The 16663-nt window shown below is 36.6% G+C and carries 12 protein-coding genes; 11 read left to right on the forward strand and 1 reads right to left on the reverse strand.

From position 1 onward, the window contains the following. Positions 1-52 precede the first annotated feature (52 nt). The 6 genes from mltG (at position 53) to NAG76_14060 (ending at position 10510) form a co-directional block, all read left to right on the forward strand. A complete protein-coding gene (mltG, locus tag NAG76_14035; GenBank protein URN92960.1) occupies positions 53-1195 on the forward strand; it encodes an endolytic transglycosylase MltG in 1143 nt (380 codons plus the stop codon). A gap of 31 nt (positions 1196-1226) precedes the next feature. Then, positions 1227-2159 carry a U32 family peptidase gene (locus NAG76_14040; GenBank protein URN92961.1) on the forward strand — a complete coding sequence of 311 codons (933 nt, stop codon included), beginning with the start codon at positions 1227-1229 and terminating at the stop codon, positions 2157-2159. 411 nt (positions 2160-2570) lie between these two features. After that, positions 2571-3827, forward strand: coding sequence for a U32 family peptidase (locus tag NAG76_14045; protein URN92962.1), 1257 nt, complete (start codon positions 2571-2573; stop codon positions 3825-3827). A gap of 182 nt (positions 3828-4009) precedes the next feature. Continuing rightward, on the forward strand, positions 4010-6112 hold the full coding sequence (locus NAG76_14050; protein URN92963.1) for a methyl-accepting chemotaxis protein: 2103 nt from the start codon (positions 4010-4012) through the stop codon (positions 6110-6112). A gap of 247 nt (positions 6113-6359) precedes the next feature. Then, positions 6360-8564, forward strand: a complete 2205-nt coding sequence (locus NAG76_14055) for a methyl-accepting chemotaxis protein (GenBank protein ID URN92964.1) — start codon at positions 6360-6362, stop codon at positions 8562-8564. Between the two features lie 134 nt (positions 8565-8698). Then, a complete protein-coding gene (locus NAG76_14060; GenBank protein URN92965.1) occupies positions 8699-10510 on the forward strand; it encodes a penicillin-binding transpeptidase domain-containing protein in 1812 nt (603 codons plus the stop codon). A 96-nt stretch (positions 10511-10606) separates the two neighbouring features. Here the strand turns inward: NAG76_14060 and ytvI are convergent, their stop codons facing one another. Continuing rightward, positions 10607-11734, reverse strand: coding sequence for a sporulation integral membrane protein YtvI (gene ytvI, locus NAG76_14065; protein URN92966.1), 1128 nt, complete (start codon positions 11732-11734; stop codon positions 10607-10609). A 178-nt stretch (positions 11735-11912) separates the two neighbouring features. Between ytvI and NAG76_14070 the strand changes: the two genes are divergently transcribed. The 5 genes from NAG76_14070 (at position 11913) to NAG76_14090 (ending at position 16446) form a co-directional block, all read left to right on the forward strand. Then, positions 11913-13280, forward strand: a complete 1368-nt coding sequence (locus NAG76_14070) for a polysaccharide deacetylase family protein (GenBank protein ID URN92967.1) — start codon at positions 11913-11915, stop codon at positions 13278-13280. A gap of 157 nt (positions 13281-13437) precedes the next feature. Beyond that, positions 13438-13938 carry a hypothetical protein gene (locus tag NAG76_14075; GenBank protein ID URN92968.1) on the forward strand — a complete coding sequence of 167 codons (501 nt, stop codon included), beginning with the start codon at positions 13438-13440 and terminating at the stop codon, positions 13936-13938. 458 nt (positions 13939-14396) lie between these two features. Further along, a complete protein-coding gene (locus NAG76_14080) occupies positions 14397-15236 on the forward strand; it encodes a hypothetical protein (GenBank protein ID URN92969.1) in 840 nt (279 codons plus the stop codon). Continuing rightward, the gene (locus tag NAG76_14085; GenBank protein ID URN92970.1) at positions 15233-15808 is read left to right on the forward strand and encodes a hypothetical protein; all 576 of its coding nucleotides are present in this window, start codon (positions 15233-15235) and stop codon (positions 15806-15808) included. The genes NAG76_14080 and NAG76_14085 overlap by 4 nt, the downstream gene beginning before the upstream one ends. Positions 15809-15927: 119 nt before the next feature. Further along, positions 15928-16446 carry a hypothetical protein gene (locus NAG76_14090; GenBank protein URN92971.1) on the forward strand — a complete coding sequence of 173 codons (519 nt, stop codon included), beginning with the start codon at positions 15928-15930 and terminating at the stop codon, positions 16444-16446. Positions 16447-16663: the final 217 nt, after the last annotated feature.

Consider the following 16663-nt stretch of genomic DNA (forward strand, 5'->3'; position numbering starts at 1 on the left):
CAAAGATAATCATAATGTCCGAAGAACGGATAGATAATGAGGTGCTAAGCTCTTGGAAAATGAAGAAAAATCTATAGAAGAAAAGTCTACAGAAGAAAAGAAAAAGCAGCCAAAGAGGAAACGTATTAAACCCAAGAAGTGGGTTGTTTCATTCTGGGTATTTTTCGGATTGCTTTTCTTTATGGTGCTTGTTGCTGCCAGTGGACTATTCTATTTGTGGAGTCAACTTGAACCGACAAAATCGGGATCTGCCATTGAAGTGACGATTCCAAAAGGAAGTTCTGCTAATAGTGTAGCAAAGGTTCTCGAAGAGAATGGCATCATTAAAAATGGTTTTATATTTGGATATTACCTAGTGTTGAAAGACGAAGGTGATAACTTCAAAGCTGGGAAGTATGAATTAGCACCTGGTATGGACAAGGCAGAAGTCATTGCAAAATTAAATGCCGGTGATGTGATTGCACAAGAAACGGTTACATTTACCATTCCAGAAGGATTCACGATTGCCCAAATGGCGGACAAGCTTTCAACTGAAGGACTTGTAGATAAAGATAAGTTCATTTCGTTAACGAAGGAGTCTCATAGTTGGTCAGGTGCAGAAAATGTGCTTAACGTCCCACAGGAAACGACGGAGTTAATTAATCGCTTGGAAGGTTATCTTTTCCCTGATACGTACGAAGTCGTAAAAGGTAGTACGGAAGAGGACATCATTATGCGTATGCTGAAAGAGCAGGATCGTAAGCTTGCTACTTTACCAGAAGATTGGCCGGAAGAGTTAGAGAAGTTAGGACTATCCATGCATGAGTTATTAACGATAGCTTCATTAATTGAGCGTGAAGTCGTTGTTGACAGTGAACGTGCTACTGTTGCTGGCGTTATCTATAATCGTTTGAAGGAACCAATGCGTTTACAAATTGATGCAACAATTCAATATGCTTTAGGGGAACAAAAGGAATTATTATCAATAGAAGATACGAAGTTAGATAGTCCTTATAACACTTATGTTATTGATGGAATACCTCCTGGACCGATAGCTACGCCAAGTTTAGAATCTATTAAGGCAGCATTATATCCAGAAGAGCATAAATTCTATTATTATGTAACGAAAAAAGATGGAACACAGACACATTTATTTGCTGAGACTTATAATCAACATCTAAGAAATATTGATAAAAGTAAGGAGACGGCTCAGTAATGAGCCGTTTACTTTGGTGAGGTGAGCGTCAATGTCTTATAATCCAGAATTGTTGTGTACTGCTGCTAATTTAGATGAATGTACACAATTGTTAGATGCCGGAGCTACAGCAATAGTAGTAGGCGAAGCGAAGTTTGGTAGTAGATTAGCAGGCCAATTTGATCTAGAAATGATTAAAGAGGCTGTTTCAATAGCGCATGCAAGAAATGGTAAGCTGTACGTATCAATGAATAACCTAATTGATAATGCAACGGTAGAATTGTTACCAGCTTATTTAACGGCATTGGCAGAGTATGAAGTTGATGCAATCGTCTATGGAGATCCAGCTGTACTTGTAGCAGCTAAGGAGTACGCACCTACTGTAAGTCTTCATTGGAATGCGGAGATGACTTCTACGAACTATGCGACAGCTGAGTATTGGGCTCGCCGTGGTACATCACGTTATGTATTGGCGCGCGAACTGAATATGGAGCAAGTAGTAGATACAAAAGAGAAAAGTGTACTACCAATTCAAGTTCAGGTCCATGGTATGACGGCGATATATCATTCCAAAAGATCTCTTATTCAAAGTTATACTGAATATCATGGTGAGCAAGAAAGACATGCGAATATTCAAAAAGCTGCGGGCTTATATCTAATGGAAGACGATCGACCAGATGAACGATATCCGATTTTTGAAGATGAATATGGAACTCATATTATGAGTTCTGACGATATTTGTATGATAGAAAATTTGCATGAATTACTAGATTGTAAAGTAGATAGTTTTAAAATTGAAGGTATTTTAAAATCTACGGAATATAACGTTGCGATTGTTAAGGCATATCGAACGGCTATCGACCAATATTTAGCTGATCCTGAAAATTATGAATTTGATGAGCAATTGATGGATTCTATTAGAGAGATTCAAGATCCATTACGCGAATTAAGTTACGGTTTCTTCTTCAAAGAGCAAGTATATTAAAAGTTTTTGATATTAATGAAGGTTCAAAAAGCGAGCTTTAAGAACCGAGAAGATGGCGTGCTACTTGAGGAAGGAGGAAGCGCAAGTGTACGTTATGGGTACACGCGGCCCGGACTTACCAAGTTCGCTTCATATTCGATGTCGAATAAACGACGAAGCCAATCATCGATATCAAAGTCCGCTTTCTGAACTACCGCTTCAAATAAAAGTTCAAAAAGCGGGCTATCAGAACCGAGAAGATGAGGCGCTACTTGAGGAGGGAGGAAACGCAAGTGTACGTAATTGGTACACGCGTACCGGACCTCCCAAGTTCGCTTCATATTCGATGTCGAATAAACGACGAAGCCAATCATCGTTATCAAAGCCCGCTTTTTGAACTACCTTATTGAAAAGTTTTAGGAGGTGCATCACATGACTACAACTACAAAACATCAACGACGCTATTATGGCGAGCGTAATCGCTTAGAGCGACCAGAGCTATTAGCACCAGCGGGTAACTTAGAAAAATTGAAATTTGCTGTGCATTATGGAGCAGATGCGGTATATATTGGAGGTCAGTCCTACGGCTTACGTTCTAATGCTGATAACTTCACTTTCGAAGAGATGAAGGAAGGCGTAGAATTTGCTGCACGATATGGAGCTAAAGTATTTGTTGCAACTAACATTTATGCTCATAACGAAGATGTAGAGGGCATTGAACAATATTTACGTAACCTTGAAGAAGCAGGGATTGCAGCGATCATTGCTGCTGATCCTATTATTGTTGAAACAGCACAACGTGTTGCTCCAAAAATGGAAGTTCATTTGAGCACACAGCAATCGGTACTGAACTGGAAAACCGTTCAATTCTGGAAAGATGAAGGTCTTCCTCGAGTTGTGTTAGCTAGGGAGACAAGTTTTGAAGAAATAGAACAAATTAAGAAAAACGTAGATGTTGAAATAGAAGCGTTTATACATGGGGCGATGTGTTCGTCGTTCTCAGGTCGTTGTGTGCTATCTAATCACTTTACTGACCGAGATTCAAATCGTGGTGGTTGCTGTCAATCATGCCGCTGGAAATATGATTTATTTCTAGAAGGGGCACCGGTTAATGAAGGAGAAGAAGATCCTTTCACAATGGGTTCGAAAGACTTAGGGATGTTAGAATATATTCCTGATCTTATCGATGTCGGAATAGATAGCTTTAAAATTGAAGGACGTATGAAAAGTATTCATTATGTTGCAACAGTAGTTAATGCTTATCGCTTGGCAATTGATGCTTATATGGCTGATCCAGAGAATTATGAGGTTAAGCAAGAATGGATAGAGGAAATTCACAAAGCGGCTAATCGTCCGCTTAATACAGGTTTCTTCCTAGATGTTCCAGGAGCTGAGGACCATATTTACACTCCTGAAGATAAAGTAACACCATATGACTTTGCTGCCGTGGTCCATGACTATGATGCTACAACACAGTTCGCGATTATTGAACAACGCAACCATTTTAAAGTGGGTCAAGAAGTAGAGTTTGTTGGGCCAAAAGGTCGTTTCTTCAAGCAAACTGTTACTGAAATTACTGATCTCGAAGGAAACAAGCTAGATGTTGCTCGCCATCCACTACAAAAAATTCGTATTCGTACGTTGAAACCAGTGGAGCCGATGGACATGATGCGTAAAAAGATACGCTAATAAAACGGATAATACGACAAGACTCCCTTTATTTTGTATAATTGGGGGTCTTTTTCATATTAATGATTGACAATCAATAGCAGATAGAAAATAATAGGAATTAGTATACATAAAATTATTAGAAGAGATATCGCACTACATGAAAGCGCTTTTACAATGAGGTTGAAGGGCGGGGTAGTAAGATGAAAAATGCTAAAGAAGAAGAAATTAAGAAAGAAAAAGGGAAAACTAAAATTGTCTCCAAGCAGACAACAAATCCGCTTCAATCTGTAGGTATTAAGTTGTTTCTTTACATTATGGGAGGAATTCTTGCCTGCGTTATTACGATGGGAATTCTAGCTTATAATCAATCTAAAGGCATTATTGAAGGTAAAGCATCGGAGTCTAGTCAACAAATCGTTAATCAGCTTGGAGCTAACATCGATAATATAATAAAAACTTACGAAGATGTAACATTACAAATTCTAGTGGATAGCGATGTTCAAAAGAATATAGAGGTCGCAGCTTCGAGTGTGGATGAGTTTTCAAAATTTGAAGCGGTTAAAGTATTAACAACAAAGCTACAAAGTGTAATTCTTAGTAATGATAATATTACAGGTATAACTCTAATTCCACTTGATAGTAAACTTAGTATTGTTACTGCGGGAAGCTCTCAAAATTCTAAAATAGAAACGATAGCGAAAGAGCAATGGGTTCAAGAAGTTATCGATGCAGATGGAAAGACAGTTTGGTTACCATCTCGCCAAGAGGCATTAACGCATGCGGCAACCACTCCTAGTTTTGGTGCAGCAAGAGTTATTAATCAAACAACGATAAACAATGCATACTATATTTTATTAATAGATGTTTCGACAAAAGGGATACAAGAACAAATTAACAATGTGATATTGGGTGCTGAAAGTGGAATATCAATTGTAAATAGTAACTCCGAGTATATAACTAATTCTGATCCTAAGCTTGTTGCAAGCGTTGCTCCATTCCATTTAGATATTGCAAAAGATGAGAAGAGTACTCGTGAAACAGTTGATGGTCTAGGAGAAATATTACTAATACATAAGAAATTAGGTTTTTCAGATTGGTACTTAACAGGACAAATTCCTGTTAATGAACTAGTAAAAGATGCAGTTGTTATTCGTCAGTTGACGATTTCTGTATCAATAGCAGCTGCAATTATAGCGATCCTTATCTCAATAATTGTAATACTAACGATAAGCAGACCTCTTGTTCAGCTACGAGATCTTATGAATGAAGGTGCTAAAGGAGATTTAACCGTTCGTTCAAGAAATAACAAACGTAAAGATGAAATTGGTCAGTTAAGCAAAAGCTTTGATACTATGATGATACAGATTACATCGTTAGCAACACAAACTAAGAATTCTGCTGACGCAGTAATGGTAACAGCAAAGACTTTAACGAATGCATCTAACAAAACAGCAATCTCTGCTAAAGAGATCGCTGTAGCTACAGAAGAAATTGCTAACGGCTCAACAAGTCTCGCTGTTGAAGCAGAGCGAGGTAATGATCTGACCATAATGATTAATGACCAGATGAGACAAGTACTAAGTGCCAATCAAGAAATGGTACAATCTGCATACGATGTGGAAAGTGCGAGTGGCAAAGGGACTGCCTATATGGCCGAATTAATAGAGAAGACTGGAATGACCGAAGAAATGACTCGCGAAATGGTAGAAAAGGTCGATTCTTTGAAAGACAGTACACGTTCAATTGTGCAAATATTAGATGTACTTAATGCAGTAACCAAACAAACGAATATACTTTCATTGAATGCAACAATTGAGGCTGCGAGAGCTGGTACAGCAGGGCGTGGATTTATGGTGGTAGCTAATGAAATTCGTGGGCTTGCGGATCAATCAACTCAATCCATTGATGTCGTTGCACAAATTACTGATCGAATTCAATCCGAAATTGTGGAGACAGTTGATGTATTGTCTAAAGCATATCCAATGTTCCAAGAGCAGATTAACTCGGTCAAAGAAGCGAATAGTATTTTTGTAAGTGTACAAGCACAGATGAATCATCTTATCAGTCGACTTGAAGATGTAACACAATCGGTTAATAAGCTTGAAGCATCACAAAGTATCTTAAATGAAGCAATGACGAATGTAAGCGCAGTTGCAGAGGAGTCCTCTGCGACTTCAGAAGAAGTTGCAAGTTTAAGTAATGAGCAATTAAGTATTAGTGATAATCTAGTAACATTATCTTCCGAACTTAATGAAGTTTCTACTAAACTGAAAGATTCTTTAGCTCAGTTTAAGGTCGAATAATGTTAAAGTGAAAACTGTAAAGGATAACGTAAATACGGTATCTTTTACAGTTTTTTGTTTTTTTAAAAATAATAGTTCATTAATACTATTTTTGTTGATTGTAAGTATATTTATTACTACTTTTTACCTGCTTTAGCAAAATTCAAATATATGTATAGAATTAGTAGATTCTAAATGGTAAAATAGTTGTTATGTATTAAAAAAAATTAATAATGCTTTATAAAAAAATAAGGTGGTGCTAGTCAGCATGAAGAATTTTCTTAAAAAAGATAGTACTGTTAATGAGCAGGATACTAACAAAAAAGCTAATTCTTTGAAAAAAAGTCTAGAAATTTTAGGGAAGTCTGCAAAAAGTAAAATGCAAGATGTTAAGAGTAAAGAGAAAATTGGTATATTGAATAGTATTGGAATACAATTATTTGTTCTTATTTTTATTAGCATAGTTATTTGTGTTGTAACAGTTGGAACAATCTCTTATCAAAAATCAAAAGGATTAATTGAAAGCAATGTGTCCAGTGCAAGTGTACAGACGATTAAACAGGTTAGTAATAGTCTAGATACTGTATTGAAAAGTTATGCTGATATTTCGTTCCAACTTATGTTTGATAGTGTATTGCTTGAAAATATGAATACATTACAAACAACAGAAAGTACATACGAGCAAATTAGAACGACTCAAATGATAACTGAAAAGTTTTCTACCTTTACGGTAACCAACCAAACCATTAAAAACATAACAGTTATTCCGATTAGCGACAGAATAGAACCAATTTCTGCAGGCCAATCTGTAGAGACTAATAGTAACAAAAAAACTGCAGAAATGTATCGAAATACGGAATGGTATAAAGCAACCGAAGTGGAAAATGGTTCGATACATTGGATTGAGCCCCAAGCAGATGGTATTAGTCAGTCTACACCTTACTCATCCGTTGGACTTGCTCGTTTAGTCCGTAATATGAATTATCCAGACTTGTCTTTTATACTAGTAATAGAATTAGATGTGGATAGTTTCTTTGAAGTAGCAAAGAAAGTGGATTTGGGTAGTGGTAGTGAGATCGTCATATTAAACAGTAAAAATGACTATGTTTTGGCACCTAATGTCATAAAGTATGGTCAAACGCCTAATATTGAGATTCCAGAAGCAGAAGCAGGAGAAGAAGTTAAAACTTCAGATAGTTTAACGGTTACTGGTGCAAATAACGAAAAATATTTAGCGATATATGAAAATATATCAAGTAATAATGATTGGAAAGTAGTTGCAGCAATACCAACTGAGAATCTTATTGAACAAGCTGCTCCAATACGAAATATAACAATTATTACTTCAATCATTGCTGGATTAATAGCAATAGCAATCGGTATTCTTGTAATTCGAATGATAGGAAGACCGCTGAACTATGTAACAGAATTAATGCAAAAAGGTGCCAAGGGAGATTTAACAGTTCGTTCATCTCTTAAGAAGCGTAACGATGAAATAGGATTGCTATCCAATAACTTCAATGAGATGATGGAACAAATCGCAATTCTAGCTACACAAACAACGAATTCTGCTGCTGAAGTATTGAAAACTGCTGCGGAATTAACGGCTGCTTCGGAAAAAACTTCAATAGCAGCGAAGGAAATTGCAGTTGCTACTGACGAGATAGCAGGTGGAGCTTCAAGTCTTGCTATGGAAGCTGAAAAAGGTACAGATCATACGAATACGCTAAATGATCAAATGAAGCAAGTAAATGAATACAACGTACAAATGACTATTTCTGCCAATGAAGTTGAACATGCCAGTCTTCAAGGTATTAGTTATATGGGCGTCTTAATCGATAAGACAGGTACTACTGAACAAATGACTCGTGCGATGGTTGATAAAGTTAATGCGTTGAAAGTAAGTACTACATCAATTGTGAAAATTCTTGATGTATTGAATGCAGTAACGAAGCAAACAAACATTTTGTCATTAAACGCAACGATTGAAGCTGCCCGTGCAGGTGCTGCTGGAAAAGGCTTTATGGTTGTAGCAGATGAAATTAGACAACTTGCCGATCAATCTAAAAATTCTATTGAGGTTGTAGCCCAAATAACACGTACAATTACTGATGAGATTGATGAGACGGTAGCTGTACTATCTGAGGCATATCCATTGTTCCAAGAGCAAATTGGCTCTGTCAAAGAGGCAAATCAATTATTCTTAACCGTTCAAGCTCAAATGGAAACATTTAAGCAAAGTATGAATCAAGTAACGGATGCTTTTGTTGAATTAAATAAATCACAAGAAATCTTAAGTGATTCTATGAATAATGTTAGTGCAGTAGCGCAACAATCTTCTGCAACTTCTGAGGAAGTAGCTTCTCTAAGTACAGAACAATTAAATATTAGTCAAAATCTTGTTGATTTGTCAGGCAAACTTCAAACCGTTTCTACTGGTTTGAAAGATTCGCTTTCTAAATTCAAAATTTAATCAATTCGAAGAGCTACCGTTGTGTTATTCTCAACGGTAGCTCTTTTTTTGTTTTCTATGAATGCTGATCTCGTTTATTTTACTTAGGAAGTAGTCATACTAGAAAGTAATATGATGAATTTGGAGAGACAACAATGCAGCGAAGAGCTATCTGGATAGCAATCGTATTTACCAGTGTTATGTTTCTATATACATGTCGACTGATCTACTTACAAATAATTCCGACAACAACAATATTTCAGCAACATGGGAGTAAATATAAGTACTATGATTGGCGGCAAGGTGCGGTTAACCAACGAATGAAGAAATTGATGGTCGATGATGGTAGAGGTCATTTTGTAGATGAACATGGATTTGCGATTACAAGTGAAAAATATGATACGGTTGCTTTTTTTCCGGTTCATGCATGGAAAGAAATTGACGGGGTACGTTTTAATAAACTTGCTACAATTTTGGATAAATCTCCAGAACAACTTCAAGATTTTGTACGAGTATTAGACAGTGCTGCTTTCTTAGAAGATAAGTCCAAAGTACCGATCAGACTAACCGAGCAACAAGTCCATGACATACAAGCGTTACATTTATATGGTCTGGAAGTTGTCTCATATCGTGATCGTTATCCAGAGCAATATGAGCAGAAGCATTTTATTGGGGCCGTTGCTGAGTATCCTGAATGGACAGATAAAGTTTATAGCTCTGAGATAAAACAGCTAAATAATTGGAGTAGGAACAGTAAAGTAGGAATATTAGGTTTAGAATATTCTCTTGATCGATACCTACATGGACTAGGACCATCTTATCTATCATACACATTAGATGGAAGGTATGATTTGTTATCAGGTATAGGCATGAGACGAATCGAATCGAGTAATCCCTATTATCCACTTACCATTATTACTACAATTGATCTTGATCTTCAAAATAAGATAGAACGATACTTAGATGAGCAGAAGGTAATAGAAGGCGCCATCGTATTATTAGATGTTACCAATGGTGATGTGAAAGCCATGGTATCTAGGCCTCAATTATTACCTGGGCAATTAAGCGAAGGAAACGACAGTGTGCTTAGAAACCACGCACTTACTGCCTATACACCAGGATCAATATATAAAATTGTGACGGCAGCAGCAGCGTTGGAGTATGGGGTCGTAGAAGAAGACGAACATTTTTATTGCAATGGTGAATATGGTAGATATGGTCTATCGTGCTGGAAAGAAGGCGGACATGGCGATCAAACATTGGAAGAAGCTTTCGCTAACTCATGTAATGTTGTATTTGCAACATTATCAGAGCGTCTTACAGCAAATCAATTGTATGAAATAGCGAATGCACTTGGTGTAGTTCAAAAAGTAGGATGGCATCAAGATGAAGCGAAAGCACCAATTACATCGCCTATTCGATTATTAGCAGAGGAAGAGAATGGTCTTGTATTCCATGATTTGAACACGAAGGATGGAGGGGTTATTGCACAATCAAGTATTGGTCAACGTGATGTTCATCTAACACCGCTGCAAGCAGCCAATATGGTTGTGACTTTACTTAATCGTGGAAGACAGTATGAGAATAGAATTGTATCTCAAATAAATTATGCTGATGGTCAAGTATTAGCACAGTTGCCGGTACATCTTGGTCATGAGAATAAATTTAATATTCATCCAGCTACAGCAGGAAAAATCTTAAAATATATGCAATTAGTTGTTCAGCAAGGAACAGGTAAATCCATTAATGAAGGTAGATGGCATGTAGCTGGTAAGTCTGGTACGGCACAATTAAGCGGTAAACAAACAGGACACAATGATCAATGGTTTATTGGATATGGACCGACAGAGAAGCCCCAATACGCACTCTCGGTACTCGTACAAGAGCAAACAAGCGGAAAGAGAAATCAAGCTACCCAAATATTCAGAGGGATTATGGATATAGTAGCAGAGCACAAACAGCAGTGAAAGAGTAGATGAAGAAGATATAAAGAAGAGGCAGTATCAAAGATCATTGTTAGCGATGACTTTTGATACTGCCTCTATGTTTAGTTACAATACGATTTAATCTTCTTCTGCTTTTTCAACGCTTAGATCTGGTTTGTCATACTCCCCAATCGGTTTTCTAATCCATTTTGCAAAGTATCCCTGGTCTATTAGTGCTTTAATAAGAATAAGTAGAATTGGTGATAGAATTAATCCAGCTACACCAAATAATGATAAGGATATCATCATGAATGCTAACATTGTATATGCTGAAACGCCTAAGGAATCACCAGTAATTTTCGGTTCAAGCATTTGTCTAGCAAGTACGACTACAAGCCATAATACTGTAATCCAAATAGCTAAGTCATAATCACCAACTACAAACAAATATGTAATCCATGGAATGAAGATTGTACTTACACCAAGTAAAGGTAATACGTCAAATATGGCTGCAACTAATGAAATAACGAAAGCATGTTTAACACCTAATAATAATAAAGATATAAGGATAACAACAAAGGTAATGCTTATTAATTTACTTTGCGCCTTAATGTAGATCCAAATCCCTTTTAATACGTTATCTCTTAAAAAGAAAAAGGCAGTTTTGAATGTATTAGGCGTCTTATTAGTAGCTAATTTTTTCCAATCCACAATTTCAATACTTAAGAAGTAAGCTAAGATTAGACCGATTGCTGCATTTACTACGAATGATGTGAACGAAGTGATCGAACCGATAACAAAAGTAAATCCATTTACTAACCAACCTTGTATTGTTGTAGAAGCTTGCGCTAATGTATCTGTTAGTTGGTCAGTTAAACTGAAGTCGACTGGTAATTGATTCATCTTCAATTGGAAATAGTGTAGCCACTTATTAACCTCAGCAGTGAACTGTTCTTGATATTGAGGGAGTAAATTTACTAATTCAATACCTTGAATGGTTGCAATAATAATGAGTGCGCCAATTAATCCAAGAACAACAAGAACGAATAGGACCGCTGAAATGGCAGACGCTAAACTCTTTTTCAAACCTAGTTTGTGTAAACGTTTCGCGAGCGGTTCAATACAAATAAAAATAACAAAGGAGTAGAAAATTGGTTTCGCAATATTGTACACAATACTAAATAACCACATGATAAGAAGGACTGTAACAACGATAAGGGCAATATCAAAAACCGTTCTCCAATATTTTTTGTAGAAAGATAACAAGTAGTAATCATCCTCTCGAAACTTAATATAGCAAGTAAATTATGTATGCTTTACAAATTTTCTTACTGATCTTGCTAGTGAGAAATCAATACAATTATGATACAATAAAAGTTAGTGTGCTGGTACTTATTATGTATTATATATTGACTATATCATTATTTTAGTGAGGAAGACAATCATGGAGACTATATTAACTTTAGGATTTTATTTCATGACCTTCTACGCATTTATTCCTGGGATTTTAAGTAGAGTATTTGGATATCAAGTATTTAAAAAGGGAAAAGCAAATCATGAGATTGCACTAACATTTGATGATGGACCTGATCCTATCTATACTGAACAGTTACTAGACTTATTGCTAAGATATGACGCAAAAGCGACCTTCTTTGTCGTAGGGGTACATGCAAAGCAAAATCCCGATCTATTGAGAAGGATGAGAGATGAAGGTCACACGATAGGTGTTCATAATTACGAACATAAAACGAATTGGTTTATGGGACCTAAGACGGTTCGGAAACATATTGCCATGACGAATGATATTATTGAAGAGGTAACTGGACAACGTTCAATCTACTACCGACCGCCGTGGGGAATCGTTAATCTATTTGACTACGGTAATGTATCGCGCCTTAATATTATTTTATGGTCATCACTATTTGGTGATTGGAATAAAAAAATTAATGCAAAAATATTGGAATTGCGATTAATGAAGAAGCTCAATCCTGGTGAAGTATTATTACTACATGATTGTGGCAGAACTTTTGGCGCAGATGTAGATGCACCGAGTAAAATGCTTATAGCTTTAGAAGTATTTCTCGAAGAAGCAAAATTAAGAGAAATAAAAATGATAAACATAGAAAATATGATCAAAGTGACAGAACATAATAATAAGAAAAATTTATCTTTAGGTAAACGAGTGATGGTTTCCTTATGGTTAACTTGGGAGAAAATATTCCACCAAGTGATGAGAATGAAAGATATCCATTCAAGTAATGAATCAATGTTCCATTATCGTTTGATCAAATATAAAGGTAAACCACTACCTATGAATAATGGCGACACTCTTTCACCGGGTGATCGAATCGTGGAACTTCATTTTGATAATAAGAAATTATCAGAAATTGCATTTGCATCCAAAAATCCATTAGTCGTTGCTGTTAAGACGATTCGTGAAATTGAACGCTCGTTACCTGCGTTAGCAATGCAAATTACGGATGAAGCAAAGCATATACCGATTAAAGCAATTCAAGGTATTACGATGATTAATCGCGGTGCCGAAAAATTAGGTTTCTCCATTCATGATATGCCAAAAGGATTATTTCTATCTAGTACGAGGATTTATTTGAAGTGGTTAATGAAAGTATTAACGCCAACTCAATCTGTGACGGCGAATCGTCAAGTTCGGGAGCACGTTCAAGAAGAACCTAGAATATTACTGATGACGCTTGAGCGTCTTCAGCAATATATTCCACTGGATCATGGGTACACTTTGGTAAAACAACAAGAAATCATTACAACGAAGCAAGATGTAGTAACATCGAACTAAGTATTTATAGAATGAAAAAGAGGTAGCGAATAATTCGCTACCTCTTTTTAGTATTCGCTGAAATAAAGAAAGTGTAATGAATATTGTGTCGGAATAAACTACCAAAATTTCTCAATTTTAAATTAGTATGTTAAAATTGGTATTGGAGGTGGATGATATGAGGTTTTCAATAAAAGTATTACTTTCGATATTATTAGTAGCAATTGTTACTTTAGTCATTGGGATTATTTTCATTAAAAATAATTCACCGTTGGATGCTGCATATTTTGCTTCAACGTATGATAAAGACGTAATTCTAGTGGGGGTAGGAAATAAAGGTCGATTTGCTGATATTATGGTTGAAGATGTTTTTGTTAATAACAATAGTCAACCTTTAAGTGTTAAGATTCAGGTTAGTGATTCGTTTACTGGTTTTATCGTATCGAGCAATTTCGAAGGTGATGAAGAAAAAAAATATAATTTTCAAGATCTGAATTCAGTATCGATTCCAGCGAATACTGGACGACAGGAACATTTTGATAAACTAAGTAATGGAACTGCTTCAGAAAAAGATCCAATTTACGCAATTACAATAAAACACGATGAAAGTATACAAAAGATTAGAATTAATTATCGTTATCTTGGGTTTGCATATGAAAAGATTATCGAGATTCAATGAGTTCTGTATTAGCTAACGGGAGACGAGAGTTACTACAATGAGAATTATTTTAGAGATATTACGAATTATTTGTATTTTGTTAATCTTTGGTGGTTTATTAAGTGCCTTATTAAATTATATTTACTCTACATTGGGAATTAACATAAACAAAAATGAGTCCTCATGGCTAAGATGGATTGCAATTTACTTTTTACTTTTTGTTTTATATAGAAACAAATTACAGTTCTCGGGTTGGTATAAAGGGAAAGAACAAAGAAAACTTTCGAAGTCTATTTCTTTTAGTTTGATTTTTTGTGCCATTATTATGTTACTAATTATTCCTTTATTAGGTTGAAACGTTTAGCAAACTGGACACTATTGCTCAGTAAATAAGAAGAGACTCTTCCGTATTTCAACGTGGTCCAATTATAATCTGCATCTAGAAAAGTGGTGAGCTGGATTAATAAGGAGGGGAAGCATTGCATACAAACCCAAAGGTGAGGCTGGGCGGTAAATACCTATGGACAATTGTTGTACTGTTGATTATGGGAAGCTGGGGCGGCAATGTTTGGTATTACCATTCCATGCAGCTGGAGAAACCGATCTTTTTGAAGCATTATATGATATTAAACGGCAATGAAAACGATTGGATTCAATTGACCTATCTGGAGAACAAAATGAAAGGCAAGAAGGTAACGGGGATTCAGCTGGAGGAGCTTCCGATGCTCCGCTTTCAAATCGATCCTAATCCGATTTCTTACAGACATCAAGTGCTCGGTAAAGCTTATGGCGAATGGAATGTAGAGGAAGGCCAGCAAATGGAGAAGGTACCGGTTACGATCAAAGAAGCCACGGTATATTATAGCGAAGGTCTTTCAGAAAAGGTCCCGATCGGGGAAATTAATGTTTTTTGGGATCAAAGAGAGAATATACTGGAAACGTCATCAAGTAGTGCCTCTTCAGACGGTACTGGACAATACAGCGTAACCGTCAAGCAGCCCGTTACCTTAGTAAAAGTTGATTACAGTTTCAAGGACAGACTAAGTACTATGTTCGAACTGACAATGGAAGGTCTGGAAAAATCCATTCCACAGCTGCCTTTACGGCTAACCACCGGGGACCCGCTTACGTTCAAATATAAATGGTCTATGACGGATAATATCCCGGCAGCTTTCGAGGTGTATAAAACGTATATTTTGCTTTCCTTGGAGACAGAGGATGGAAGAATGATATACGATCGTATTCCTACCAATTTCAATCTTTATCTCAATGAGAAGCAAATCAAACGACTGGTACGCTCCGGAGGTGAGCTTTATTGAACCCTTCCATGCGAACTGCATTAAGGAGGCTCGGCTGGGGTCTTGTGTTTCCACTCGTTGATGTTCATTTCGGATACTTCGACGTTTTTCCGGATATGATCGGATATATTATGATTCTTATTGCATTAGGGAAAATCGGATGCGAAAATGTTGGCTTCAAACAGGCAAGCTTGCTGGCAGCTGTTCTCCTCTTCTTATCTTTACCGCAGCTCATAATTAAAACAAGCATTGACATCAACCAGTTAACCATCGTGCCGTTTGGCATGCATGCTTACGTGCAAGGAACGTCGCTACTACATGCTCTACTCGCCTATCTGATTTTTAGAGGACTGTATACGGTGGCAAAACCGATTGCATCACCGGAGTTGCTGAATGCCATTGTTAGCAGAAGGAAACTCTACATGTCTGTTTTTTCTTTACAACTTATCTTTTATCCATTTCTGTTTAATTTGGAAAAAAGCTGGGTAATCATGCTGTTTTTCATCGGGATATTCACTTTTGTTACAGAGATTCTCTTGATACGGATACCGTTTCGTTTATCGCATATAAAAAACACTCCTATAGATTGTTGAGATAATAGACTCTATTTTCATTAAGCCAAGAGGTAGGAAATGAAGGATAACTTATTTCTCCGCAACATTCTTACTCTGGAAACCGTCAGAAAATTTAGTAATAAGAGCGGAGGGATTATTTGAATAAAAATTTTACCGTGATCCTACTCATTTTAGTTACATTTATTTTATGGACGGCACCGCAAGTTGACGCCTTATCCTGTGCACCACCGCGCCCCGTTAATGAGGAGATGGACGTTAGTACCGTTGTTTTTAAAGGAAAAGCGGTCGCAATTAAAAAGAACGGACTTACTGTGTTCCAGATCGATGAGGCTTGGAAAGGCGTAACGACCTCGAGGCTTGAGATTTATGATAATGGTTGGGACCCTTTTATTAAAGATAAAGAGTATTTGGTATTTGGAAGCGTTCAGGAAGGAAAGCTTCGCATGAATTTGTGTGGGCGAACCGGACCTTGGGACAATGCTAGGGAAGATGCGATGAAGGATTCAGGTTTCAAATCCATATTACCTGGATCAACAATGGAGGCGGAGCAATTTAAACAACAGACGGCTTATGTTTTTCCGGCGCTCATAATAGCTATCGTTGTTTTCCTTTTGTTACTTTTCATCGTTTTGATTAGAAGAAAAAGGCAGCGGTGAAGTATAAAACAATTTCAAGGGAAGTTGTTAATCGGAAGAAAGTTATCCCAGCAATATATTGCGATTAACGGCAGTCGGATATTCGACTGCCGTTTTTTTGTTACCTTAACTAAATTGCAGGATAGTTAAATATGCTGGGTTGAATTATTTGGCGAATAATTATAGAGTTAATAAATTAAATATTTAGATATTTGGGGGATGAAATAATGCAAATTCG

Origin of the sequence: Candidatus Pristimantibacillus lignocellulolyticus (assembly GCA_023639215.1) — a bacterium.
In the GTDB taxonomy this organism is placed as follows: domain Bacteria; phylum Bacillota; class Bacilli; order Paenibacillales; family Paenibacillaceae; genus Pristimantibacillus; species Pristimantibacillus lignocellulolyticus.